The sequence below is a fragment of the Albimonas pacifica genome (genome assembly GCF_900113695.1).
Taxonomy (GTDB): domain Bacteria; phylum Pseudomonadota; class Alphaproteobacteria; order Rhodobacterales; family Rhodobacteraceae; genus Albimonas; species Albimonas pacifica.
This window is the reverse complement of sequence record NZ_FOQH01000009.1, coordinates 55,001-77,826: the sequence shown is the minus strand read 5'-3', so window position 1 is coordinate 77,826 and position 22,826 is coordinate 55,001. Positions and strand designations below refer to the sequence as shown.

Below are 22,826 nucleotides of genomic sequence, written 5' to 3'. Positions count from 1 at the left end.
AGGGGACGCCCGCGCGTCCCCTTTCCGCGTCCCGAGGCGTCGCGCCTCAGCCCTTCTCGGCGAGCTTCGCGAGGATGCGCGCCCACGCGCGGGCGCCTTTGCGGAAGCTCTCGAGGTCGTATTTCTCGTTCGGCGAGTGGATGCGGTCGTCGTCCAGCCCGAAGCCGATCAGCATCGACGGCATGTCCAGCAGGCTCTGGAAATGCCCCGCCACCGGGATCGAGCCGCCCGAGCCGATGAAGGCGGCCTCGGTCTCCCACTCGGCCGACAGCGCCTCGCGCGCCGCCTCGAAGGAGGGTTTCGAGAAATCCATCACCGTGGCGCCGGCGCCGCCGTGGGGATGCCACTCGACCGTGCAGTCCGGCGGAAGCTGGGCCTCGACGAAGGCGCGCAGGGAGGCGCGGATCTTCTCGGGGTCCTGGCGCGAGACCAGCCGGCAGGAGACCTTGGCGAAGGCCTGCGCAGGGATCACGGTCTTGAAGCCCTCGCCCTCGTAGCCGCCGGAGATGCCGTTGAACTCGCAGGTCGGGCGCGACCAGATCATCTCGAGGGCCGAGCGGTCCTGCTCGCCGGCGGGATGGCTCAGGCCGACCTCGCCCAGAAACTCCTGCGCCGAGAAGGGCAGGGCCTGCCACTGGGCGCGGATCTCCTCGGGCAGCTCGTCGACGTCGTCGTAGAAGCCGGGGATCTGCACGCGCCCCTGGTCGTCGTGCAGGGAGGCGAGGATCTTCGCCAGCACCCGGATCGGGTTGGCGGCGGCCGAGCCGTACATGCCCGAATGCAGGTCGCGGTTGGCGGCCTTCACCGTGATCTGCTCGCCGACCAGCCCGCGGAGCATGGTGGTGATGCCGGGCTTGCCGGGGGCGAACATGCCGGTGTCGCAGATCAGGGCGATGTCCTTCGACAGCTCCTGCGCGTTCGCCTTCAGGAACGGGACCAGGTTGGGGGAGCCCGATTCCTCCTCCCCCTCGAACAGGATCGAGACGCGGGCGGGCAGCTTGCCGTGGACCGCGACCCAGGCGCGGCAGGCCTCGACGAAGGTCATCAGCTGGCCCTTGTCGTCGGCCGCCCCGCGGGCGCGGATCACGCGCCGGCCGTCGGGGAGCGTGTCGATCTTCGGATCGAAGGGCTCGTCATCCCACAGGTTCAGCGGGTCGACGGGCTGCACGTCGTAGTGGCCGTAGAACAGCAGGCTGGGGCCGTCGGCGCCCTCTTCGGCCAGCGCGTCGCCATGGGCCACGACCATCGCGTGGCCGGGCGTGGGGCGCACCTGCGCGTCGAAGCCGAGGCCGCTCAACTCGCCCGCCAGCCACTCGGCCGCCGCGGCGCAGTCGCCCTTGTAGGCGGGGTCGGTCGAGATGGAGGGGAAGCGCAGCAGGTGGAACAGCCGCTCGAGCCCCGCGTCGAGATCCTGGTCGAGTCGCTCCAGGACGGCGGGAAGGGCGGGATGGGTCATCGGAGGCTCCGGGAGGGGGAGAGGATCGCGCGCGAGCCTGCGTCCGGGAGAGGGATTTGGCAACCGGGGGGCGTTCGGGCCGGCCGTGCCGGGCGCTTCCGGACTCGCCAGGGAACAGAGGTCGCGCCTGCTCCCCGGGCCGGGGGCGCGTCAGTCGCGGGCGGCGCGCCGACGGGCGAGGGCGCTGTCCTGGTCGGAGACGCCGAGCAGGGGGGCGAGCTGGCGCAGGAAGGCGTCCTCCTCGGGGGCGCGGGCGCCGTCGGCGAGCGCCACGGCCCACAGCGCCTCGATCACCTCCGTGCGGTCCTCGTAGGGGACGGCCTGCTTGATGAGGCGGGTGAAGCGGACGGTGTCGGGGGCCTCGGCCTCCAGCGCCTCGGCCTCTTCGAGCAGCGCGCGGGCCTGCGCCTCGGGCAGGGAATGGCGGGCGGCGAGGCGGGCGAGGATCTCGGCCCGCTCGCTCGCCTCGTACATCGAGTCGGCCCGCGCCGCGCGCACCATCAGCGCCGCCAGCGCCAGCCGCGAGTCCTCGGTGTCCAGCCGCTCGGGGGGCTCGGGCTGGGCGAAGGCGGCGAGCAGGGTGCGAAACATGAGGGTCTCCCGGGGAGAAATCGGCGGGGCGTGCGGGGCGGAGCCCGCCTGCGGCGAGACCCTTTCATATGGGCGTCGCGGGGCCCGCGGAAAGCCGACCTCACGGCATGCGGATTTCCTCCGATTTTCCGCTTGAAGGGGTATTGACGCCCCCGGCCCGGCCGAATATCAACCGCCCACTCCCGGAACGAACCGGACCGGGACGGCGGCTGCGGTTGTAGCTCAGTTGGTTAGAGTACCGGCCTGTCACGCCGGGGGTCGCGGGTTCGAGCCCCGTCAACCGCGCCATCGCCGCCCACTCCTCCCGCGGGATCGGATCCGTCCGATCCCGCGAGGACGGAGGATCCCCTCTCCCTCCCGATCGGCGCGACGCAGGGTTCGGCGCGACCGTCCGGCCAGGTGGAAACGGTTTCTCAATCCCTTGCGCTGCATCACCGCGGAACAGGCGCGCCCGGAGCGACTCCTGCGGCGCAGGCGGCGGCCCGACGAGGGCGCCCGCGATTCTTCCGCGGCGCAGCAATGCGGCCGTATGCAACTGCATGCGGTTGTGCGCCGTCGATTCCCCCGCCGGATCAGGATCTTGCCGTCGCGCCAGTCGCGATCCGGCGGAATCGCCTCCCCAAATCCGCCGCTTTCTTGGGGCCGCGCTTTGTTGACTGCCCCGCGGCGCGGCGATAGACGTGGCCCGTCTCTGAAGGCCGAGGGCGCGCCGAGGTCGGCGCGGGTCCGTACGGCCAGCGGGAGGGCCCATGGAAGACCTGCTCCGTGAATACCTTCCGATCCTGATCTTCCTCGCTCTGGCGATCGGGCTCGGCCTGGTGCTGATCCTTGCGGCGGTCGTGCTCGCCGTGCGGCGGCCCGATCCGGAGAAGATCTCCGCCTACGAATGCGGCTTCAACGCCTTCGACGACGCGCGCATGAAGTTCGACGTGCGCTTCTACCTGGTCTCGATCCTGTTCATCATCTTCGACCTCGAGGTCGCCTTCCTGTTCCCCTGGGCGGTCGCCTTCCAGGACGTCGGGCTGTTCGGCTTCTGGTCGATGATGATCTTCCTCGCGGTCCTGACCATCGGCTTCGCCTACGAGTGGAAGAAGGGAGCCCTGGAATGGGAGTGACGCCCACCGGACAGGGGACCGAGGCCAAGACCGCCGGTCCCGACGGCGAATACGTCCCCGCCGCCAAGGCCTCGACCTGGCAGCCGGCCTCGGCCGGCGCGGACAAGGACATCTTCGCCCGGAACCTCTCGGACGAGCTGGCGGACAAGGGCTTCCTGCTCACCACCGCCGACGACCTGATCAACTGGGCGCGCACCGGCTCGCTGTTCTGGATGACCTTCGGCCTGGCGTGCTGCGCGGTCGAGATGATGCAGACCTCGATGCCCCGCTACGACGTCGAGCGCTTCGGCTTCGCGCCGCGCGCGTCCCCGCGCCAGTCCGACGTGATGATCGTGGCGGGCACGCTGACCAACAAGATGGCCCCGGCCCTGCGCAAGGTCTACGACCAGATGCCGGAGCCGCGCTACGTGATCTCGATGGGCTCCTGCGCCAACGGCGGGGGCTACTACCACTACTCCTACTCCGTGGTGCGCGGCTGCGACCGGGTCGTTCCGGTCGACATCTACGTTCCCGGCTGCCCCCCGACCGCCGAGGCGCTGCTCTACGGCATCCTCCAGCTTCAGCGAAAGATCCGGCGCACCGGGGTGATCGCCCGCTGAGCGCGGGCGGACCCCAGCGACCGAGCCAGGAGACCGCGAACCGATGTCAGAAGCCCTCGCCGAAATCGCCGCCCTGATGGAGGCGCGGCTGCCCGAGGCGGTCGTCTCCCATTCCATCTCGGTGGGCGAGCTGACGGTGATCGTGGCGCTGGACAAGCTGCCCGAGGCGGTGAAGTTCCTGCGCGACGACCCGGCCTGCCAGTTCACCACGCTGGTGGACGTCTCCGGCGTCGACTGGCCCGCGCGCGAGCAGCGCTTCGACGTGGTCTACCACTTCCTGTCGATGCGCCAGAACCTGCGCATCCGCCTGAAGGTCCATGTGCGCGAGGACGAGCTGGTCCCCTCGATCGTGAACCTGCACCCCTCGGCCAACTGGTTCGAGCGGGAGACCTTCGACATGTACGGGGTCTATTTCTCGGGCCACCCCGACCTGCGCCGGATCCTGACCGACTACGGCTTCCGCGGCCATCCGCTGCGCAAGGACTTTCCGACGACCGGCTATGTCGAGGTCCGCTACGACGAGGCCGCCAAGCGCGTGGTCTACGAGCCCGTCAAGCTGACCCAGGACTACCGCCAGTTCGACTTCATGAGCCCCTGGGAGGGCGCCGAGTACATCCTGCCCGGCGACGACAAGGCGGGCGCGAAATGATGCAGGGCGAGGCCCATTATTTCGCCTTCGGCATGTCCGGATGGCTGGTCTGGCTGATCGGCGCGCTGCTGGTGATCGTGCCGTTCTGGAAGCTGCTGCCGCGCTCCGGCATGCCGTCGTGGCTGGCGCTGTTCGCGATCATCCCGCCGGTCTCGATCATTCTGCTGTGGGTCATGGCCTTCCGCGGCCCGGACAGGGAGAGCAACTGACATGGACGGTTCCGACTTCCAGACCGCCGAGCAGCGGATCCGCAACTTCAACCTGAACTTCGGCCCGCAACACCCTGCGGCGCATGGCGTTCTGCGCATGGTGCTCGAGCTTGACGGCGAGATCGTCGAGCGGACCGATCCCCATATCGGCCTGCTGCATCGCGGCACCGAGAAGCTGATGGAGAGCCGCACCTACCTGCAGAACCTGCCGTATCTCGACCGGCTCGACTACGTGGCCCCGATGAACCAGGAGCATGCCTGGTGCCTGGCCATCGAGCGTCTGGTCGGCGTCGAGGTTCCGCGCCGCGGCCAGCTGATCCGCGTCCTGTTCTGCGAGATCGGCCGCATCCTCAACCACCTGCTGAACGTGACCACGCAGGCCATGGACGTGGGCGCCCTGACGCCCCCGCTCTGGGGCTTCGAGGAGCGCGAGAAGCTGATGGTCTTCTACGAGCGCGCCTGCGGCGCCCGCCTTCACGCGGCCTATTTCCGTCCCGGCGGCGTCCACCAGGACCTGCCCCAGCAGCTGCTGCAGGACATCTGGGACTGGTGCGACCCGTTCCTGGAGGTCGTCGACGACCTCGAGGCGCTGCTCACCGACAACCGCATCTTCAAGCAGCGCAACGTCGACATCGCCGTGATCTCCAAGGAGGAGGCGCTGGCCTGGGGCTACTCGGGCGTGATGGTGCGCGGCTCGGGCATGGCCTGGGACCTGCGCCGCGCGCAGCCCTACGAGTGCTACGACGAGATGGAGTTCCAGATCCCCGTGGGCAAGAACGGGGACTGCTACGACCGCTACCTCTGCCGCATGGAAGAGATGCGCGAGAGCGTGAAGATCATGCGCCAGTGCATTGAGAAACTGGACAAATGCAAGGGCGAGCCGGTCCAGCACAAGGGCAAGCTCTCCCCGCCGAAGCGGTCGGACATGAAGACCTCGATGGAGGCCCTCATCCACCACTTCAAGCTCTACACCGAGGGGTTCCACGTGCCGGCCGGCGAGATCTACGCCGCGGTCGAGGCGCCCAAGGGCGAGTTCGGCGTCTATCTGGTCTCCGACGGGACCAACAAGCCCTACCGCGTGAAGCTGCGTGCGCCGGGCTATGCGCACCTCGCCTCCATGGATCACATCTGCAAGGGCCACCAGCTGGCGGACGTCTCCGCCATCCTGGGCTCGCTCGACATCGTGTTCGGGGAGGTGGACCGGTGAGAACGGCGGCTGCAGGCGCCCTCGCGCTGGCCGGACCGATGTGCCTGGCTGGTCCGTCCATGGCCCTGGCCGCGGAGTTCGACGAGGCGCTGGTGCGGACGGATCGCCGTCCGCTGTTGGAAGGGTTCTGCGAGATCATGGCCTCCGAGCGCGCGGGCCTGTATCGCCAGGCCTCGATCGAGCCCGAGCGCGTCGGCGCGTTCCTGATCCTCTCGGCCGAGAACGCGATGACCGGCGCCTCTAGGGTGGCGGAGATCGAGGACTGGATCGTCGCGGGCCCGATCCTGCCGACGGAAACCCGCCGCTACGTGCTGGTCGCCGACCCCGGTCGGCCGACCGCCGAGTGCGCAGTCAAGGACCTGGGAGAGCGTCACTGATGCTTCGCCGTCTTCATCACGAACAGCCCGAGAGCTTCGCCTTCACAGAGGCGAACCTGGAATGGGCGAAGACGCAGATCGCCAAGTATCCGGAAGGCCGCCAGGCCTCGGCCGTGATCCCGCTCCTGTGGCGCGCCCAGGAGCAGGAGGGCTGGATCTCCCGCCCGATCATCGAGACGGTCGCCTCGATGCTGGGCATGGCCAACATCCGCGTCCTGGAAGTGGCCTCGTTCTACTTCATGTTCCAGATGGCCCCGGTCGGCCGCTACAACGTGCAGGTCTGCGGCACCACCACCTGCATGATCTGCGGGGCCGAGGACCTGATCGCCGTCTGCAAGGAGAAGATCGGGCCCAAGGCGCACACCCCCTACCGCGAGGGGATGTTCTCGTGGGAGGAGGTCGAGTGCCTCGGCGCCTGCGCCAACGCCCCGATGGTGCAGATCGGCAAGGACTTCTACGAGGATCTGACGGCGGAGAAATTCGCCTGGATCCTCGACGAGCTGGCGGAGGGCCGCGTGCCCACGCCCGGCCCGCAGGGCGGGCGCTACGCCTCCGAGCCGAAGACCGGCCTGACCGCGCTGATCATCCCCGAGGGCGAGCCGCGCAATTCGCGCAACGCCTCGGTGCAGCTCGCGACCGCGCTGGGCGACGGGCAGACCCGGATCCAGGGGACCGAGGCGGTGGCCACGGCGGCGGTGATCAACTCGGACATGGGCGCGCCCGCGCCCGAGAAGGCGCCCGAGGCGCCCCAGCCCGAGGCCGCGCCGCCTCAGCCGGAGGCGGAGACCGAGTACGACCACGAGGCCCGCCCCGAGGGGTCGGAGGCGCTGGAGGCGATCCAGCCCGACGTGCTCGCCGAGGCGATCGAGGGCAAGCCCGACGACCTCAAGAAGATCACGGGCATCGGCCCGGCGATCGAGGGCAACCTGAACCTGGCCGGCGTCTTCCACTACAGCCAGATCGCTGGGTGGAGCGACGCCGAGCTCGCCTGGATCGAGGCCAACGTGACCGGCGCCGCCGGCCGCGCCTCCCGCGACGACTGGCGCGGGCAGGCCAAGACGCTCGCGGAAGACGCGGGCGAGAACTGAAGGGAACCGGGGGGCGATGAGCGTGACCGGGAAGCGGGACGGAGACGCCGACAGGGCGCAGACGCGGCTGGCGAGCATCGTCATCGTCGTCGCCATGCTGCTGTGGATGGCGCTCAGCTTCCTGGGCGGCGAACTGGGCATCCCGCTCCGCTTCGCCTTCCTGCTCGACATGCTGTGCCTGGCCGCGCTCGGCTGGGCCCTGGTGACCCTGTTTCTGGTCTGGCGCCGGCGGGAAACCGACCGGGGCGCCGATAAGGAGTGACGCGAATGCTGCGGGACGAAGACCGGATCTTCCAGAACATCTACGGGATGAAGGACCGCACGCTGAAAGGCGCGCAGGCCCGGGGCCTCTGGGACGACACGGCCGGCCTGCTGGCGCGCGGGCGCGACTGGATCATCGACGAGATGAAGAAGTCGGGCCTGCGCGGCCGCGGCGGCGCGGGCTTCCCGACCGGCCTGAAGTGGTCGTTCATGCCCAAGGAATCCGACGGCCGGCCGCACTACCTGGTGGTCAACGCCGACGAATCCGAGCCCGCGACCTGCAAGGATCGCGAGATCATGCGCCATGACCCGCACACCCTGATCGAGGGCTGCGTGGTCGCCGGTTTCGCGATGGGCGCCCATGCCGCCTACATCTACATCCGCGGCGAGTTCATCCGCGAGCGCGAGGCGCTGCAGAGCGCCATCGACGAGTGCTACGACGCGGGCCTGCTGGGCCCCGACGCCCACGGCTGGGGCTTCGACGTCTACCTCCACCACGGCGCCGGCGCCTATATCTGCGGCGAGGAGACGGCGCTGCTCGAGAGCCTCGAGGGCAAGAAGGGCATGCCGCGGCTGAAGCCGCCGTTCCCGGCGAACACCGGCCTCTACGGCTGCCCGACGACGGTGAACAACGTCGAGTCGATCGCGGTGGCGCCCACCATCCTGCGCCGCGGCGGCGAGTGGTTCGCGGGCTTCGGGCGCAACAACAACGCCGGCACCAAGCTCTTCGGCCTGACCGGGCACATCAACACGCCCTGCGTGGTCGAAGAGGCCATGTCGATCCCGATGCGCGAGCTGATCGAGAAGCACGGCGGCGGGGTGCGCGGCGGCTGGAAGAACCTCAAGGCGGTGATCCCCGGCGGCGCCTCCTGCCCGATCATCCCGGCCTCGCAGTGCGAGGACGCGATCATGGACTACGACGGCATGCGGGAGCTGAAATCCAGCTTCGGCACCGCCTGCGCCATCGTCATCGACCAGCAGACCGACGTGATCAAGGCGGTGTGGCGCCTGGCGAAGTTCTTCAAGCACGAGAGCTGCGGCCAGTGCACGCCGTGCCGCGAGGGCACCGGCTGGATGATGCGGGTGATGGACCGCCTGGTGACCGGCGACGCCGAGATCGAGGAGATCGACATGCTCCTCGACGTCACCAAGCAGGTCGAGGGCCACACCATCTGCGCGCTGGGCGACGCCGCCGCCTGGCCGATCCAGGGCCTGATCCGCCACTATCGCGGCGAGATCGAGGACCGGATCAAGGCGAAGAAAACCGGCCGCATCTCCGCCGCGGTGGCCGCGGAGTGATGCAGCCCGCCGCCCATCATCTCGCCGCCTTCAACCTGGGCCGGCTGCTCCATGACTGGGAGGACCCGCGGGTCGCGCCCTTCAGGGACGCGCTCGACCGGGTGAACGCGGTGGGGGAGCGCAGCGAAGGCTTCGTGTGGCGTCTCGGCGACGCCGCGATGGAGGCCGCGCAGCTCGACCCGCAGGGCGCGTTGGGCGGCGATCCGCGCATCGCCTCGGCCCTCTCGGTGTGGGAGAGCGCGGAGGCGCTGGAGCGTTTCGTTTTCAGGACCGTGCACGGGCGCTTCTACGCCCGCGGTCATGAGTGGTTCGAGCCGTGGGCGACCCCGCGGCTGGTGATGTGGTGGGTCCCGGTCGGCCATCGCCCCTCGGTCGAGGAGGGCGTCGCCCGTCTGCGTCGTCTCGAAGCCGAGGGCGACACGGACGCGGCGTTCGGCTGGTCCCATCTGGAACAGGCGCAGCTCTGGAAGACCCGGGGCCGCGGAGCGGCGGAGGCGGCATGAGCGACCTCAAGAAAATCAGCATCGACGGCGAGGTGATCGAGGTCGATGGGGCCATGACCATCCTGCAGGCCTGCGAGGCCGCGGGGGTCGAGGTGCCTCGCTTCTGCTACCACGAGCGGCTGTCGATCGCCGGCAACTGCCGCATGTGCCTCGTCGAGGTGAAGGGCGGGCCGCCCAAGCCCGCCGCCTCCTGCGCCATGCAGGTGCGCGACCTGCGGCCCGGGCCGGAAGGCCAGCCGCCGGAGGTCTTCACCAACACGCCGATGGTCAAGAAGGCCCGCGAAGGGGTGATGGAGTTCCTGCTCATCAACCACCCCCTCGACTGCCCGATCTGCGACCAGGGCGGCGAGTGCGACCTGCAGGACCAGGCGATGGCCTACGGCGTCGACTTCTCGCGCTACCGCGAGCCCAAGCGCGCCGCGGTCGACATGGACCTCGGACCGCTGGTCGGCACCTGCATGACCCGCTGCATCTCCTGCACCCGCTGCGTGCGCTTCATCACCGAGGTCGCGGGCGTCCCCGAGATGGGGCAGACCGGCCGCGGCGAGGACTCGGAGATCACCAACTACCTCGCGCAGACCCTGACCTCGGAGCTGCAGGGCAACATCGTCGACCTGTGCCCGGTGGGCGCGCTGACCTCGAAGCCCTACGCCTTCACCGCGCGGCCGTGGGAGCTCAAGAAGACCGAGACCATCGACGTGATGGACGGCCTGGGCTCCAACATCCGCGTCGACGTGCGTGGGCGCGAGGTGATGCGCATCCTGCCCCGCAACCATGACGGGGTGAACGAGGAGTGGCTCGCCGACCGCTCCCGTTTCGTCTGGGACGGGCTGCGCCGCCAGCGGCTGGACAAGCCCTACATCCGTCGCGACGGCAAGCTGGCCCCCGCCACCTGGACGGAGGCGTTCGAGGCGATCGCCGCCGCGGCCAAGGGCAAGACCGTTTCGGGCCTGGTCGGCGACCTCGCCTCCACCGAGTCCGCCTTCGCGCTGAAGTCGCTGGTCGAGAGCCTGGGCGGCGTCGTGGAAAGCCGACTGAACGGCGCGATGCTGCCCGCCGACAACCGCGCCGCCTACGCCGGCACCGCCACGATCGAGGATCTGGAGACCGCGGACCGCATCCTGCTGGTCGGCGTCGACCCGCGCTCCGAGGCGCCGGTGCTGAACGCGCGCATCCGCAAGGCCTGGCTGAACGGGGCGACCGTGGGCCGGATCGGCGCGCGCAACGACCTGACCTACGACGTCCATCATGCTGGCGAGGGCAAGGCCGCCCTCAAGGACGTGCTGGAGATGAAGAACCCCGAGGAGAACCATGACCTGAACACGGTCGTGGTGGTCGGGCAGGGCGCGCTGGCCCGCGCCGACGGCCTCTCGATCCTGGCGATGGTGCAGGAGATCTGCGCCAGGACCCAGTCGGGCCTGCTGATCCTGCACACGGCGGCCAGCCGCGTCGGCGCGCTGGATCTCGGCTGCGTCGCCGAGGGCGGCGTGCCCGAGGCGCTGAAGGCCGACGTGGTCTTCAACCTCGGCGCCGACGAGGGCGACATCCCGGCCGGCCCGTTCGTGGTCTACCAGGGCTCCCACGGCGACCGCGGCGCGCATCGCGCCGACGTGATCCTGCCGGGCGCCGCCTGGACCGAGGAGTCGGGGATCTTCGTGAACACGGAAGGCCGTCCGCAGATGGCCAACCGCTGCGGCTTCCCCCCGGGCGACGCGCGCGAGAACTGGGCGATCCTTCGCGCCCTCTCGGCCACGCTCGGGCAGACGCTGCCCTTCGACAGCCTCTCGGCGCTGCGCGCCAAGATGTTCGAGGCGGTCCCTCACCTGGGCCAGATCGACGAGGTTCCCGTCAACGAGGGCCCGGCGCTTCCCGCCGGCGACATCGACGACGCGGCCTTCATCGCCCCGGTCGTGGACCACTACCTGACCAACCCGATCCAGCGCGCCTCCACCGTCATGGCCGAGCTTTCCCGGCTGAAGGCGGACCGTGAGGCGCAGCCGATGGCCGCGGAGTAACCGAACCCATGGAAGACGCCGGCTTCTGGACCTCCTACGCCCTCCCAGGCCTGATCATCCTGCTTCAGTGCCTGGTGGTGACGGTCTGCCTTCTCGTCTCGCTCGCCTTCCTGCTGTGGATGGACCGCAAGGTCTGGGGCGCGGTGCAGCTTCGCAAGTCGATCAACGTGGTGGGCCCCTTCGGCCTGCTGCAGAGCTTCGCCGACTTCCTCAAGTTCGCGATGAAGGAGATCGTGGTCCCCGCCGGCGCGGACAAGACCGTGTTCTTCCTCGCGCCCCTGATCAGCTTCGTGCTGGCGACCATCGCCTGGGCGGTGGTGCCGTTCAACGCGGGCTGGGTGGTCTCCGACATCAACGTCGGCATCCTGTTCATCTTCGCCGTGTCCTCTCTCGAGGTCTACGGCGTGATCATGGGCGGCTGGGCGTCGAACTCGAAATACCCGTTCCTGGGCGGGCTGCGCTCGGCCGCGCAGATGATCTCCTACGAGGTCTCGATCGGCCTGATCATCGTGGGCGTGCTGATCACCACCGGCTCGCTGAACCTGACCCGGATCGTGGAGGCGCAGGACGGCGCCTACGGCCTGTTCTCCTGGTACTGGCTGCCGCACTTCCCGGTGATGATCATGTTCTTCATCTCGGCCCTGGCCGAGACCAACCGCCCGCCCTTCGACCTGCCGGAAGCTGAATCCGAGCTGGTCGCCGGCTACCAGGTCGAGTATTCGTCCACCCCCTACCTGCTGTTCATGATCGGCGAGTACATGGCGATCACGCTGATGTGCGCGCTGATGACGACGCTGTTCTTCGGGGGCTGGCTGTCGCCGATCCCGGGTCTGCCGGACGGCATCTTCTGGTTCACGCTCAAGACCGTCTTCTTCTTCTTCATGTTCGCCATGGTGAAGGCGGTCGTGCCCCGCTTCCGCTACGACCAGCTGATGCGCATCGGCTGGAAGGTGTTCCTGCCGCTGTCGCTGGGCTGGGTGGTCATCGCCGCCGGGCTCGCGCAGTACGGCGTCCCCGGCTACGCCCGCTGGTAAGGAGAAACCGCAGATGGCTTTCACCGCCGCCCGCGCCGCGCGCTACTTCGTGCTCGCCGACTTCATCGGGGGCTTCCGCCTGGGCTTCAAATACTTCTTCAAGCCCAAGGCGACGCTGAACTACCCGTTCGAGAAGGGCCCCCTCTCGCCGCGCTTCCGCGGCGAGCATGCCCTGCGCCGGTACCCCAACGGGGAGGAGCGCTGCATCGCCTGCAAGCTGTGCGAGGCGATCTGCCCCGCCCAGGCGATCACCATCGAGGCCGAACCGCGCGAGGACGGCTCGCGCCGCACCACGCGCTACGACATCGACATGACGAAGTGCATCTACTGCGGCTTCTGCCAGGAAGCCTGCCCGGTGGACGCCATCGTCGAGGGTCCGAACTTCGAGTTCGCGACCGAGACCCGCGAGGAGCTGTTCTACAACAAGGAGAAGCTCCTCGCGAACGGCGAGCGCTGGGAGCGGGAGATCGCCCGCAACCTCGAGCTCGACGCCCCCTATCGCTGAGCGGGGGACCGAGGGGCATGATGCGCGGCGACCACCTGGGGGGACGAAAGGAGACGGCCTATGCTGCGCCGTATCGCGACCGCCTGCCTGGCTGCGCTCGCCCTCGCGGGCTGCACCGGGGGCGCGCCGACGCCGACGCTGAAGGAACGCATGGACCCGCGCATGGGCCTGACCGAGCGCGAGATCGTGCAGGAGCTGGGCGTCCCCGACGCCGAGCTGACCACCGGCGAGGAGACGCCGGACGTGGCGGACGACGTCCGCTCGCTGCGCTGGTCGCAGCGCCGGGTGGTGGCCTGGGAGGATCCCTGGGGCCCCTGGCCGCCCTACCAGCCCGGCGGGCTGGGCACGCTGTCCCCCCGCTACGGCGGGCCGGGGATGTATGGCGGCTGGGGCTGGCCGGGCCCCTCCTACCGCACCCGGGTCGAGGAATACGCCTGCGACCTGGAGATCGATTTCACGCGCTCCGCGACGGACGCGCCCTGGCGGGCCTCCGCCTGGCGGGCCCGCGGGAACGCCTGCTGAACGGAACGACGGCGCAGGGGACTGCGCGCCTTGAGATGGCGCAGACCCCTGCGCCCCGCAACACGGGGACGGACCGATGACCGTGGCGACCCTCGCCTTCTATCTCTTCGCCTGCACGGCCATCGCCGCGGGGCTGATGACCGTCCTGGCCCGCAACCCGGTCCATTCGGTGCTGTGGCTGATCCTGGCCTTCTTCTCCTGCTCGGGCCTGTTCGTCCTGGTGGGGGCGGAGTTCGTGGCGATGCTGCTGGCCATCGTCTACGTGGGCGCGGTGGCGGTGCTGTTCCTGTTCGTGGTGATGATGCTCGACGTCGATTTCGCCGAGCTGCGCGCGGGGATGTCGGACTATCTGCCGGTGGGCCTGCTGATCGGGCTGGTGCTGCTGATCCAGCTCGGCCTCGTCGCCGGCCAGTGGGTCTTCGCGGACGCCGCGCCGGAGCTGCGCACCGCCGTCGCCCCGATCCCGGCCGAGGTGGAGAACACCCGCGCGCTCGGGCGGCTGATCTACACGGACTACGTGCTGCTGTTCCAGCTCGCCGGCCTGGTGCTGCTGGTGGCGATGATCGGCGCCATCGTGCTGACGCTGCGCCACAAGGCCGGCATCAAGCGCCAGGACGTGCTGAACCAGATCTACCGCGAGCGGCACGAGGCCGTGGAGCTGAAGGACGTGAAGCCCGGTCAGGGCCTCTGAACGACACGCCGCGGGACGGCAAGCTGAAAGGGAACGCGATGGAAAGCGCGGGCATCGGCATCGAGCACTACCTGACCGTGGCGGCGATCCTGTTCGTCACGGGGATCTTCGGCATCTTCCTCAACCGGAAGAACATCATCGTCATCCTGATGTCGATCGAGCTGATGCTGCTCGCGGTCAACATCAACTTCGTGGCGTTCTCCGCCCACCTGGGCGACCTCGCCGGGCAGGTCTTCACCCTGTTCGTGCTGACCGTCGCCGCCGCGGAGGCCGCCATCGGCCTCGCCATCCTCGTCTGCTTCTTCCGCAACCGCGGAAGCATCGCGGTCGAGGACGTCAACATGATGAAGGGATAAGGGATGCTCGAGAGCCTGACGCTCTTCATCCTGCTGGGGCCGCTGGCGGGGGCCATCCTCGCCGGCTTCGGCAAGACCATGCTCGGCGACAAGGGCGCCATGATGCTGACCACCGGCATCATGATGGTCGCGGCCCTGTTCGCCTGGATCGTCTTCTTCTCGCTGCCCGAGGGCGTCGAGAAGCTGACCCTGTTCCGCTGGGTCGACAGCGGCTCGCTGACCGTGGACTGGGGGATCCGGCTGGACCGGCTGACCTCGGTGATGCTGGTGGTGGTGTGCTCGGTCTCGGCGCTCGTGCATCTCTACTCCATGGGCTACATGGAGGAGGATCCCGCCAAGCCGCGCTTCTTCGCCTACCTGTCGTTCTTCAGCTTCGCGATGCTGGCGCTGGTCACCGGCGACACGCTGCTGCAGCTGTTCTTCGGCTGGGAAGGGGTGGGCGTCGCCTCCTACCTGCTGATCGGGTTCTGGTGGAAGAAGCCCTCGGCCAACGCCGCCGCCATGAAGGCCTTCGTGGTCAACCGGGTGGGCGACTTCGGCTTCCTGCTGGGCATCTTCACGCTGTTCTTCGTCACCGACTCCATCGACCTCGACACCATCTTCGCCGCGGCGCCTGAACTCGCGCGGACCTCCGTCCACTTCCTGTGGACCGAGTGGAACGCGGCCGAGCTCGCCTGCTTCCTTCTCTTCGTCGGCGCGATGGGCAAGTCGGCGCAGCTTCTGCTGCACACCTGGCTGCCCGACGCGATGGAGGGTCCGACCCCGGTCTCGGCCCTGATCCACGCCGCCACCATGGTGACCGCGGGCGTGTTCCTGGTCTGCCGGATGTCGCCGGTGATGGAGTTCGCGCCCGCGACCCAGACCTTCATCGTGGTGGTGGGCGGCATGACCGCCTTCTTCGCCGCGACGGTCGGCCTGGTGCAGAACGACATCAAGCGCGTCATCGCCTATTCGACCTGTTCGCAGCTGGGCTACATGTTCGTGGCCGCGGGCGTGGGCTACTACCAGGCGGCGATGTTCCACCTGTTCACGCACGCCTTCTTCAAGGCGCTGCTGTTCCTCGGCGCGGGCTCGGTGATCCACGCGATGCACCATGAGCAGGACATGCGGAAGTACGGCGGCCTGCGCCACAAGATCCCCGTGACCTTCCTGTGCATGACGCTGGGCACGCTGGCGATCACCGGCGTCGGCATCCCGTTCAGCTACGACCTGATCCACCTGCCGATCGGCTTCGCCGGCTTCGTGTCCAAGGACGCGATCATCGAGGGCGCCTACGCCTCGCACAACGCGGCCTCGGGCTTCGCCTTCACCATGCTGGTGATCGCGGCGGCCTTCACCTCCTTCTACTCCTGGCGCCTGGTGTTCATGACCTTCTTCGGCGAGACCCGGGACAAGAAGCATTACGACCACGCGCATGAGAGCCCGGGCGTGATGATGTGGCCGCTCTACCTGCTGTCGGCGGGCGCGGTGCTGGCGGGCATGGTGTTCTACTACCCCTTCATCGGGGGCGAGAGCGCCGAGGAATGGTTCAACGTCGCCCTCTTCATGGGCGAGGCCAACCACGTCATGCATGACAGCCACGCCGTTCCGGCCTGGGTGAAGCTCTCGCCCTTCGTGGCGATGCTCGGCGGTCTGCTGGTGGCCTGGATCATGTACATCAAGTCGCCCTCGCTGCCGCGGGAGCTGGCCGAGCGCCACTACGGCCTCTACAAGTTCCTGCTCAACAAGTGGTATTTCGACGAGCTCTACCACTGGATCTTCGTGCGGCCCGCGATGTGGATCGGCCGGACCCTGTGGAAGAAGGGCGACGGCGCCGTCGTCGACGGGACCATCAACGGGCTGGCGATGGGCGTGGTGCCCTTCTTCACCCGGCTCGCGGGCCGGGCCCAGTCCGGCTACGTCTTCCACTACGCGTTCGTGATGCTGATCGGCATCTCGATCCTGATCACCTGGCTGAGCGTCGGCGGGGGGGCGCACTGAGATGGACAACATCCTCACGCTGGTGACCTTCCTGCCCCTGATCGGGGCGCTGGTCCTCATCCTGGTGCTGCGCGGCGAGGACGCAGCCGCCCAGCTCAACGCCAAGGTGGTGGCCCTGATCACCACCACGGCCACCTTCCTGCTGAGCCTCGTGATCCTCGGCGGCTTCGACAGCTCCAACCCCGACTTCCAGTTCGTGGAAGAGGGGACCTGGCTGATGGGGCTCAGCTACAAGATGGGCGTGGACGGGATCTCGATCCTGTTCGTGATGCTGACCACCTTCCTGATGCCCATCGTGATCGGCGCCTCCTGGCACGTCACGAGCCGGGTGAAGGAATACATGGCCTGCTTCCTGGTGCTCGAGACGCTGATGCTCGGCGTGTTCTCGGCGCTGGACATGTTCCTGTTCTACATGTTCTTCGAGGCCGGCCTGATCCCGATGTACCTGATCATCGGCATCTGGGGGGGCAAGGACCGCATCTACGCCTCGTTCAAGTTCTTCCTCTACACGCTGCTCGGCTCGCTGCTGATGCTGGTGGCGATGCTGGCGATGTACTGGGAGGCCGGGACCTCCGACATCCCCACGCTGCTGACCTACCCGTTCTCGGCCGAGCCCTTCAGCCTGATGGGCTGGGAGATCCTGGGCGGCATGCAGACGCTGCTGTGGTTCGCCTTCTTCGCCTCCTTCGCGGTGAAGATGCCGATGTGGCCGGTGCACACCTGGCTGCCGGACGCGCACGTGCAGGCGCCGACGGCCGGCTCGGTGGTGCTGGCGGCGATCCTGCTGAAGATGGGCGGCTACGGCTTCCTGCGCTTCAGCCTGCCGATGTTCCCCGTGGCCTCCGAGCTGATGACGGACTTCGTCTTCTTCCTCTCGGTCGTCGCCATCATCTACACCTCGCTGGTGGCGATGATGCAGGAGGACATGAAGAAGCTGATCGCCTATTCCTCCGTCGCCCACATGGGCTTCGTGACCATGGGCATCTTCGCGGCCAACCAGCAGGGCGTCGACGGCGCCATCTTCCAGATGCTGAGCCACGGCTTCATCTCGGGCGCCCTCTTCCTCACCGTCGGCGTGATCTACGACCGGATGCACACGCGCGAGATCGCGGCCTATGGCGGCCTCGCGGTGCGGATGCCGGCCTTCGCGGTGATCTTCATGCTGTTCACCATGGGCAACGTCGGCCTGCCGGGCACCTCGGGCTTCATCGGCGAGTTCCTGACCATGGCCGGCACCTACCAGGTCTCGACCTGGGCGGCGCTCGGGGCGGCGACGGGCGTGATCTTCTCGGCCTGCTATGCGCTGTGGCTCTACCGCCGGGTCGTCTTCGGCGACCTGATCAAGGAGAGCCTGAAGCAGATCGCCGACATGACCCGGCTGGAGAAGGCGCTGTTCGCGCCGCTGGTCGTGGGCACGCTGCTGCTGGGCGTCTATCCCAGCCTGATCACCGACGTGTTCGGCCCCTCGGTCGAGCACCTGGTCGGCGGCGTCGACCAGGCGGTGGCCGAGGCGCGGGACCATGGCATCATCACGACCGCGGACGCGGCGCCGACGCTGATGGAGGCCGCCGAGGCCCCCGAGGGCGGCCACGGCGACGGCGGGCATTCCGCGCAGGGGACGCACTGACATGCTGAGCCAAGACATCTCCGTCATCCTGCCCGAGCTGATGCTCGCGATCTTCGCGATGGTCGCGCTGATGGCGGGCGCCTACGGGCAGGGCGACAAGTGGTCGGGGCCGATCACCTGGCTGACCGCCCTGTTCCTCGCGATCCTGGGCGCGGTGGACGGTCTGACGGGCGGGACGCACACCGCCTTCAACGGCACCTTCATCGACGATCCCTTCGCGCGCTTCGCCAAGGTGATCATCCTGTTCGGCGCGGCGATCATCCTGCTGCTGTCGGACGGCTACATGCGCAAGCACAAGATCATGCGCTTCGAGTATCCGGTGCTGATCGCGCTGGCGACGCTGGGCATGATGGTGATGGTCTCGGCCGGGGACCTGATGGTGCTCTACATGGGGCTCGAGCTGCAGTCGCTCGCGCTCTACGTGATCGCCTCGATCCGCCGCGACAGCCTGCGCTCGACCGAGGCGGGGCTGAAGTATTTCGTGCTCGGCGCCCTGTCCTCGGGCCTGCTGCTCTACGGCGCGTCGCTGGTCTACGGCTACACCGGCGCCACGAAGTTCGAGTCCATCGCCGCGGTGGCCGAGCATGAGACCTCGATCGGCCTGCTGTTCGGGCTGGTGTTCCTGTGCGCGGGCCTGGCCTTCAAGATCTCGGCCGTGCCCTTCCACATGTGGACGCCCGACGTCTACGAGGGCGCGCCGACCCCGGTGACCGCCTTCTTCGCGACCGCCCCCAAGGCGGCGGCGGCGGCGCTGTTCGCCCGCGTGCTCTACGACGGGTTCGGGGGGGCGGCGCACGACTGGGGCCAGATCCTCGCGTTCCTCGCGATCGCGTCCATGTTCCTGGGCTCGGTCGCCGCGATCGGGCAGAGCAACATCAAGCGGCTGATGGCCTATTCGTCCATCGCCCACATGGGCTTCGCGCTGGTCGGGCTGGCGGCGGGCACGCCGGACGGGGCGACCTCGCTGCTGATCTACGTGGCGATCTACGTGACCATGAACGTCGGCGTCTTCGCCTTCATCCTGACGATGGAGCGCGACGGCAAGCCGGTCACCCAGATCTCGGACCTGGCGGGCCTGTCCGGGACCCGTCCGGCCGCGGCCATCGCCATGCTGGTGCTGTTCTTCTCGCTGGCCGGCATCCCGCCGCTGGTGGGCTTCTGGGCCAAGTACTATTCGTTCTCCGCGGCGGTCGAGGCGGGGATGATCCCGCTTGCCGCGGCGGGGGCGGTGGCCTCGGTGATCGGCGCCTTCTACTACCTGCGCATCGTCAAGATCATGTTCTTCGACGAGGTCGGGCAGGGGCTGACCGGCCCGATGCCGCTGGCCCATGGCGTGACGCTGGCCGTCTCGGCGCTGGTCATCGGGCTGGGCGGCATGCCGCTGATCAACCTCTTCGGCGTGCCGGAGGCCGCGGCGGTCGCCGCCGCCTCGCTGATCCACTAGATGGACGTCTGGCCCGAGGGCTACGGGCGCGAGATCCACGAGCAGACCGGCTCCACCATGGACGACGCGCGGGCGAAAGCCCGCGCGGGCGAGCCGGGGCCGGTCTGGATCATGGCCAAGCTGCAGACCGGCGGCCGCGGCCGCCGGGGCAACGCCTGGAAGGACCCGGGCGGCAACCTCGCCGCCACGCTGATGCTGCGCCCGCAGATGTCGGCCAAGGAGGCGGCGCTGCTGAGCTTCGTCTCGGCGCTGGCGGTGGCGGATCTGGCGGGGCGCTTCGCGCCCGCCGCCGAGATCGCGCTGAAGTGGCCCAACGACGTGCTCGTGAACGGCGGCAAGATCGCCGGCATCCTGCTCGAGTCCGAGGGGCAGGGCGCGCGGCCCGACTGGATCTCGGTCGGGATCGGCGTGAACCTCGCCTCGCGCCCGCCGGGCGACCCGGCCGCGGCGTTTCCGCCGATCAGCCTGGCCGACGCCGGCGTGCCGGCGCCCTCGGCCGAAGCGGCCTTCACCGTGCTCGCCGCCGCCTTCGCGCGCTGGTTCGACCGCTATCGCGACGAGGGGTTCGCGCCCCTGCGCGACGCCTTCCTCGCCCGCGCCGCGCGCCTGGGCGAGCCCGTGGTCGCCCGCCTGCCGCGGGAGACGGTCACGGGGATCTTCGCCGACCTCGACCCCGACGGTCGGCTGGTTCTGGACACCCCGCAGGGCGCGCGCAGAATCGCGGCCGCGGACGTGTTCTTTCCCTGAAAGACGAAGCCGAGCGGGAGGAGACCGGGCGATGCTTCTGGCGATCGACGTGGGCAACACCAACAGCGTGTTCGCCCTGCATGACGGCACGGCATATCTTGCGGATTGGCGCTGCGCCACCGATGTGAAGCGCACCGCGGACGAATACTTCGTCTGGCTGCGCCAGCTGATGGACCATCACGGCGTCTCGGCCAAGCAGATCGACGCGGTGGTGATCTCCTCGACGGCCGCGGGCACCATGTTCAACCTGCGGGTGCTCGCCGACCGCTACTTCGGCGTGCGCCCCATCGTGGTGGGCAAGCCCGAGACCGCGGTGGGCATCGACGTGCGCGTCGATCCCGGCACGCGGGTGGGCGCCGACCGGCTGGTCAACACGCTCTCGGCCTGGCGGACCTACGGCGGCGAGGTCATCGTGATCGACTTCGGCACCGCCACCACCATCGACGTGGTGGGCGAGGACGGGGCCTACGAAGGGGGCATCATCGCGCCCGGCGTGAACCTCGCCCTCAAGGCGCTGGAGACCGCGGCGACGGCCCTGCCGGAGATCGACGTGACCAAGCCCGAGAAGGTGATCGGGCTGAATACGGTTGCGTGCATGCAATCGGGCATCTACTGGGGCTACGTATCCCTGATCGAGGGACTCTGCCGTCGGATCATGGACGAGCGGGGCCGCAAGATGAAGGTGATCGCGACCGGGGGTCTCTCGCCGCTGTTCGCGCGAGGAACCGACGTGATCGACGCGGTCGACGGGGACCTGACGCTCAGGGGCCTGGCCGCCATCTATGAATTGAATAAACAAGGCAAGACTTGATGTCCGACCCCTCCGACCTGGTCTTCGTGGCGCTTGGCGGCGCCGGCGAGATCGGGATGAACATGTATCTCTACGGCCATGGGCAGGGCGCGAAGCGCCGCTGGATCATGGTCGACTGCGGCGTCGGCTTCGGCGACATGGAGACCTCTCCCGGCATCGAGCTGGTGATGGCCGACCCCTCCTTCATCGCCGAGCAGTCCGACAAGCTGGTGGGGATCTTCGCGACCCACGCCCACGAGGACCACATCGGCGGCCTCGGCCGCCTGTGGCCGCAGCTGAAAGCGCCGATCCACGCCCGCCCCTTCACCGGCCTGCACATCCGTCGCAAGCTGGAGGAGGCGGGCGTCGACCCGCGCTGCCTGAACATCGTCGACGTGGGCGAGACCATCGAGGCCGGGCCCTTCAAGGTCCGCTTCCAGCCCGTGACCCACTCGATCCCCGAGGCCGCCAGCCTGGTGATCGACACGCCCTCGGGGCGGATCGTGCACACCGGCGACTTCAAGGTCGACGACGATCCCCAGATCGGCGCGCCCTTCGACCTGGAGGCGTTCCGCGCCATCGGGTCCAAGGGGGTGCAGGCGATGGTCTGCGACTCGACCAACGTGTTCCTGCCGGGGCACGGCGGCTCCGAGGCCGAGGTGATCCGCCCGCTGACCGACCTGATCCGCTCGGCCAAGGGGGCGGTGGCCGCGACCACCTTCGCCTCCAACGTCGCGCGGCTGAAGTCGATCGCCACCGCGGCCAACGACGCCGGCCGGGCGATCGTGCTGGTCGGCCGGGCGATGGAGCGCATGGTCTCCGCCGCGGTCGAGACCGGCCTGCTGCGCGACTTCCCCAAGGTGATCTCGGACTACGAGGCCAAGGACGTCCCGGCGGAGCATGTGCTCTATCTGGTGACCGGCTCCCAGGGCGAGGGTCGCGCGGCGCTGGCGCGCATCGCGTCCGGCTCCCACCCCACCGTGCGGCTGGGGGAGGGGGACATGGTGATCTTCTCCTCCAAGACCATTCCGGGCAACGAGCCGGGCGTGGTGAAGCTGTGGAACCAGCTCTCCGAGCGGGGCGTGCACGTGGTCGACGAGAGCTCGCCCGAGCTCACCGGGCGCATCCACGTCTCCGGCCACGCGCGCAAGGAGGACCTGCGGGCCCTCTACGAGTCGCTCAAGCCCCGCATCGCGGTGCCGATGCACGGCGAGCATCGCCACCTGGTCGAGCATTCGGCCTTCGCGGCCTCGCTGCAGGTGCCGGCGATCCCGGCGCCCAACGGGACGGTGGTGGCGATCGGCGGCGACCGGCCGGTGATCGTGGACCAGGTGCCGACGGGGCGTCTCTACCTCGACGGCGACACCATGATCGGGGCGATGGACGGCGTGGTCCGCTCGCGCCTGAAGATGGCCCGCCAGGGCCACGTGGTGGCGGCCCTGGTGGTGGACGAGGGGGGCGAGCTGCTCGCCGATCCCGAGATCCGCGTCATCGGCGGCCCGTCGCAGAGCGAGCGCTGGCCGATGCCGCTGGAGGCGATGATCTACGAGGCCGTCGACGAGGCGGTCGAGGGCCTGCCCAAGCGCCGCCGGGCCGACAAGGACATCGAGGAGGTCGCCTCCCGCGCGGTCCGCGCCGTCTGCGCGCGGCGCTGGGGCAAGCGGCCTGTGGTGACGGTGATCGTCACCCGGCTCGAGGACGAGTGACCGCCCGCGCGTCCCCCGGGACGCGCGGGGGTCCGGACCGCCCCCGGGCGGACGA

General features: G+C 69.0%; 24 protein-coding genes and 1 tRNA gene. 23 read left to right on the top strand and 2 right to left on the bottom strand.

Annotated features, from left to right (window positions below; all coding sequences use genetic code 11):
- Positions 1 to 46 precede the first annotated feature (46 nt).
- Both BM064_RS19320 and BM064_RS19315 read right to left on the bottom strand, forming a co-directional pair.
- Positions 47 to 1,456: a dipeptidase gene (locus tag BM064_RS19320; RefSeq protein WP_092862401.1), complete on the bottom strand. Its 1,410-nt coding sequence runs from the start codon at positions 1,454 to 1,456 to the stop codon at positions 47 to 49.
- A 150-nt stretch (positions 1,457 to 1,606) separates the two neighbouring features.
- Entirely contained in the window at positions 1,607 to 2,047 is a 441-nt protein-coding gene (locus tag BM064_RS19315) for a tellurite resistance TerB family protein (protein ID WP_092862399.1), read from the bottom strand.
- Between the two features lie 211 nt (positions 2,048 to 2,258).
- Here BM064_RS19315 and BM064_RS19310 point away from each other — a divergent pair.
- The 23 genes from BM064_RS19310 (at position 2,259) to BM064_RS19200 (ending at position 22,771) form a co-directional block, all read left to right on the top strand.
- Positions 2,259 to 2,335: transfer RNA gene (locus BM064_RS19310), tRNA-Asp, on the top strand.
- 461 nt (positions 2,336 to 2,796) lie between these two features.
- Positions 2,797 to 3,162 carry an NADH-quinone oxidoreductase subunit A gene (locus BM064_RS19305; RefSeq protein WP_092862397.1) on the top strand — a complete coding sequence of 122 codons (366 nt, stop codon included), beginning with the start codon at positions 2,797 to 2,799 and terminating at the stop codon, positions 3,160 to 3,162.
- Positions 3,153 to 3,761 carry a NuoB/complex I 20 kDa subunit family protein gene (locus tag BM064_RS19300; protein WP_245779220.1) on the top strand — a complete coding sequence of 203 codons (609 nt, stop codon included), beginning with the start codon at positions 3,153 to 3,155 and terminating at the stop codon, positions 3,759 to 3,761. The genes BM064_RS19305 and BM064_RS19300 overlap by 10 nt, the downstream gene beginning before the upstream one ends.
- Before the next feature lie 43 nt (positions 3,762 to 3,804).
- Entirely contained in the window at positions 3,805 to 4,410 is a 606-nt protein-coding gene (locus BM064_RS19295) for an NADH-quinone oxidoreductase subunit C (RefSeq protein ID WP_092862396.1), read from the top strand.
- On the top strand, positions 4,407 to 4,619 hold the full coding sequence (locus BM064_RS19290) for a hypothetical protein (protein WP_092862394.1): 213 nt from the start codon (positions 4,407 to 4,409) through the stop codon (positions 4,617 to 4,619). Before BM064_RS19295 ends, BM064_RS19290 begins: the two co-directional genes overlap by 4 nt.
- A 1-nt stretch (position 4,620) precedes the next feature.
- Positions 4,621 to 5,826, top strand: coding sequence for an NADH-quinone oxidoreductase subunit D (locus BM064_RS19285; protein ID WP_092862392.1), 1,206 nt, complete (start codon positions 4,621 to 4,623; stop codon positions 5,824 to 5,826).
- A gap of 59 nt (positions 5,827 to 5,885) precedes the next feature.
- Positions 5,886 to 6,203 carry a hypothetical protein gene (locus BM064_RS19280; RefSeq protein WP_092862390.1) on the top strand — a complete coding sequence of 106 codons (318 nt, stop codon included), beginning with the start codon at positions 5,886 to 5,888 and terminating at the stop codon, positions 6,201 to 6,203.
- Positions 6,203 to 7,291, top strand: coding sequence for an NADH-quinone oxidoreductase subunit NuoE (gene nuoE / locus BM064_RS19275; protein WP_092862388.1), 1,089 nt, complete (start codon positions 6,203 to 6,205; stop codon positions 7,289 to 7,291). The genes BM064_RS19280 and nuoE overlap by 1 nt, the downstream gene beginning before the upstream one ends.
- Positions 7,292 to 7,307: 16 nt before the next feature.
- Positions 7,308 to 7,553: a DUF5337 domain-containing protein gene (locus BM064_RS19270; RefSeq protein WP_092862386.1), complete on the top strand. Its 246-nt coding sequence runs from the start codon at positions 7,308 to 7,310 to the stop codon at positions 7,551 to 7,553.
- A gap of 5 nt (positions 7,554 to 7,558) precedes the next feature.
- Complete coding sequence (nuoF, locus tag BM064_RS19265) at positions 7,559 to 8,851, top strand: NADH-quinone oxidoreductase subunit NuoF (protein ID WP_092862384.1); 1,293 nt, start codon at positions 7,559 to 7,561, stop codon at positions 8,849 to 8,851.
- Positions 8,851 to 9,354 carry a DUF3291 domain-containing protein gene (locus tag BM064_RS19260; protein ID WP_092862382.1) on the top strand — a complete coding sequence of 168 codons (504 nt, stop codon included), beginning with the start codon at positions 8,851 to 8,853 and terminating at the stop codon, positions 9,352 to 9,354. The genes nuoF and BM064_RS19260 overlap by 1 nt, the downstream gene beginning before the upstream one ends.
- Positions 9,351 to 11,369, top strand: a complete 2,019-nt coding sequence (gene nuoG / locus BM064_RS19255) for an NADH-quinone oxidoreductase subunit NuoG (RefSeq protein WP_092862380.1) — start codon at positions 9,351 to 9,353, stop codon at positions 11,367 to 11,369. Before BM064_RS19260 ends, nuoG begins: the two co-directional genes overlap by 4 nt.
- An 8-nt stretch (positions 11,370 to 11,377) precedes the next feature.
- On the top strand, positions 11,378 to 12,403 hold the full coding sequence (gene nuoH, locus BM064_RS19250; protein ID WP_092862378.1) for an NADH-quinone oxidoreductase subunit NuoH: 1,026 nt from the start codon (positions 11,378 to 11,380) through the stop codon (positions 12,401 to 12,403).
- Between the two features lie 13 nt (positions 12,404 to 12,416).
- Positions 12,417 to 12,908 (top strand): NADH-quinone oxidoreductase subunit NuoI, encoded by a 492-nt coding sequence (nuoI, locus tag BM064_RS19245; RefSeq protein ID WP_092862376.1) that lies wholly within the window; start codon positions 12,417 to 12,419, stop codon positions 12,906 to 12,908.
- 60 nt (positions 12,909 to 12,968) lie between these two features.
- Complete coding sequence (locus tag BM064_RS19240) at positions 12,969 to 13,430, top strand: hypothetical protein (protein WP_092862374.1); 462 nt, start codon at positions 12,969 to 12,971, stop codon at positions 13,428 to 13,430.
- A gap of 76 nt (positions 13,431 to 13,506) precedes the next feature.
- Positions 13,507 to 14,121 carry an NADH-quinone oxidoreductase subunit J gene (locus BM064_RS19235; RefSeq protein ID WP_092862372.1) on the top strand — a complete coding sequence of 205 codons (615 nt, stop codon included), beginning with the start codon at positions 13,507 to 13,509 and terminating at the stop codon, positions 14,119 to 14,121.
- Positions 14,122 to 14,159: 38 nt separating this feature from the next.
- The gene (nuoK, locus tag BM064_RS19230) at positions 14,160 to 14,477 is read left to right on the top strand and encodes an NADH-quinone oxidoreductase subunit NuoK (RefSeq protein ID WP_092862370.1); all 318 of its coding nucleotides are present in this window, start codon (positions 14,160 to 14,162) and stop codon (positions 14,475 to 14,477) included.
- Between the two features lie 3 nt (positions 14,478 to 14,480).
- Entirely contained in the window at positions 14,481 to 16,457 is a 1,977-nt protein-coding gene (nuoL, locus tag BM064_RS19225; protein WP_092862368.1) for an NADH-quinone oxidoreductase subunit L, read from the top strand.
- 1 nt (position 16,458) lies between these two features.
- Positions 16,459 to 18,084 carry an NADH-quinone oxidoreductase subunit M gene (locus tag BM064_RS19220; RefSeq protein ID WP_092862366.1) on the top strand — a complete coding sequence of 542 codons (1,626 nt, stop codon included), beginning with the start codon at positions 16,459 to 16,461 and terminating at the stop codon, positions 18,082 to 18,084.
- A gap of 1 nt (position 18,085) precedes the next feature.
- The gene (gene nuoN / locus BM064_RS19215) at positions 18,086 to 19,528 is read left to right on the top strand and encodes an NADH-quinone oxidoreductase subunit NuoN (protein WP_092862364.1); all 1,443 of its coding nucleotides are present in this window, start codon (positions 18,086 to 18,088) and stop codon (positions 19,526 to 19,528) included.
- Entirely contained in the window at positions 19,529 to 20,275 is a 747-nt protein-coding gene (locus BM064_RS19210) for a biotin--[acetyl-CoA-carboxylase] ligase (RefSeq protein WP_092862362.1), read from the top strand.
- 31 nt (positions 20,276 to 20,306) lie between these two features.
- On the top strand, positions 20,307 to 21,086 hold the full coding sequence (locus BM064_RS19205; RefSeq protein WP_092862360.1) for a type III pantothenate kinase: 780 nt from the start codon (positions 20,307 to 20,309) through the stop codon (positions 21,084 to 21,086).
- Complete coding sequence (locus BM064_RS19200; RefSeq protein WP_092862358.1) at positions 21,086 to 22,771, top strand: ribonuclease J; 1,686 nt, start codon at positions 21,086 to 21,088, stop codon at positions 22,769 to 22,771. Before BM064_RS19205 ends, BM064_RS19200 begins: the two co-directional genes overlap by 1 nt.
- Positions 22,772 to 22,826 lie beyond the last annotated feature (55 nt).

Excerpts from the sequence above, each read along its gene's own strand:
- BM064_RS19260 (WP_092862382.1), top strand. The coding sequence starts at position 8,851 with ATGCAGCCCGCCGCCCATCATCTCGCCGCCTTCAACCTGGGCCGGCTG.
- BM064_RS19295 (WP_092862396.1), top strand. The coding sequence starts at position 3,805 with ATGTCAGAAGCCCTCGCCGAAATCGCCGCCCTGATGGAGGCGCGGCTG.
- nuoE (WP_092862388.1), top strand. The coding sequence starts at position 6,203 with ATGCTTCGCCGTCTTCATCACGAACAGCCCGAGAGCTTCGCCTTCACA.
- BM064_RS19240 (WP_092862374.1), top strand. The coding sequence starts at position 12,969 with ATGCTGCGCCGTATCGCGACCGCCTGCCTGGCTGCGCTCGCCCTCGCG.
- BM064_RS19315 (WP_092862399.1), bottom strand. The coding sequence starts at position 2,047 with ATGTTTCGCACCCTGCTCGCCGCCTTCGCCCAGCCCGAGCCCCCCGAG.
- BM064_RS19270 (WP_092862386.1), top strand. The coding sequence starts at position 7,308 with ATGAGCGTGACCGGGAAGCGGGACGGAGACGCCGACAGGGCGCAGACG.
- nuoF (WP_092862384.1), top strand. The coding sequence starts at position 7,559 with ATGCTGCGGGACGAAGACCGGATCTTCCAGAACATCTACGGGATGAAG.
- nuoN (WP_092862364.1), top strand. The coding sequence starts at position 18,086 with ATGCTGAGCCAAGACATCTCCGTCATCCTGCCCGAGCTGATGCTCGCG.
- BM064_RS19285 (WP_092862392.1), top strand. The coding sequence starts at position 4,621 with ATGGACGGTTCCGACTTCCAGACCGCCGAGCAGCGGATCCGCAACTTC.
- nuoG (WP_092862380.1), top strand. The coding sequence starts at position 9,351 with ATGAGCGACCTCAAGAAAATCAGCATCGACGGCGAGGTGATCGAGGTC.
- BM064_RS19205 (WP_092862360.1), top strand. The coding sequence starts at position 20,307 with ATGCTTCTGGCGATCGACGTGGGCAACACCAACAGCGTGTTCGCCCTG.
- BM064_RS19280 (WP_092862390.1), top strand. The coding sequence starts at position 5,886 with ATGGCCCTGGCCGCGGAGTTCGACGAGGCGCTGGTGCGGACGGATCGC.
- nuoH (WP_092862378.1), top strand. The coding sequence starts at position 11,378 with ATGGAAGACGCCGGCTTCTGGACCTCCTACGCCCTCCCAGGCCTGATC.
- BM064_RS19305 (WP_092862397.1), top strand. The coding sequence starts at position 2,797 with ATGGAAGACCTGCTCCGTGAATACCTTCCGATCCTGATCTTCCTCGCT.
- BM064_RS19320 (WP_092862401.1), bottom strand. The coding sequence starts at position 1,456 with ATGACCCATCCCGCCCTTCCCGCCGTCCTGGAGCGACTCGACCAGGAT.
- BM064_RS19200 (WP_092862358.1), top strand. The coding sequence starts at position 21,086 with ATGTCCGACCCCTCCGACCTGGTCTTCGTGGCGCTTGGCGGCGCCGGC.
- BM064_RS19290 (WP_092862394.1), top strand. The coding sequence starts at position 4,407 with ATGATGCAGGGCGAGGCCCATTATTTCGCCTTCGGCATGTCCGGATGG.
- nuoK (WP_092862370.1), top strand. The coding sequence starts at position 14,160 with ATGGAAAGCGCGGGCATCGGCATCGAGCACTACCTGACCGTGGCGGCG.
- nuoL (WP_092862368.1), top strand. The coding sequence starts at position 14,481 with ATGCTCGAGAGCCTGACGCTCTTCATCCTGCTGGGGCCGCTGGCGGGG.
- BM064_RS19300 (WP_245779220.1), top strand. The coding sequence starts at position 3,153 with ATGGGAGTGACGCCCACCGGACAGGGGACCGAGGCCAAGACCGCCGGT.
- BM064_RS19235 (WP_092862372.1), top strand. The coding sequence starts at position 13,507 with ATGACCGTGGCGACCCTCGCCTTCTATCTCTTCGCCTGCACGGCCATC.
- BM064_RS19210 (WP_092862362.1), top strand. The coding sequence starts at position 19,529 with ATGGACGTCTGGCCCGAGGGCTACGGGCGCGAGATCCACGAGCAGACC.
- BM064_RS19220 (WP_092862366.1), top strand. The coding sequence starts at position 16,459 with ATGGACAACATCCTCACGCTGGTGACCTTCCTGCCCCTGATCGGGGCG.
- nuoI (WP_092862376.1), top strand. The coding sequence starts at position 12,417 with ATGGCTTTCACCGCCGCCCGCGCCGCGCGCTACTTCGTGCTCGCCGAC.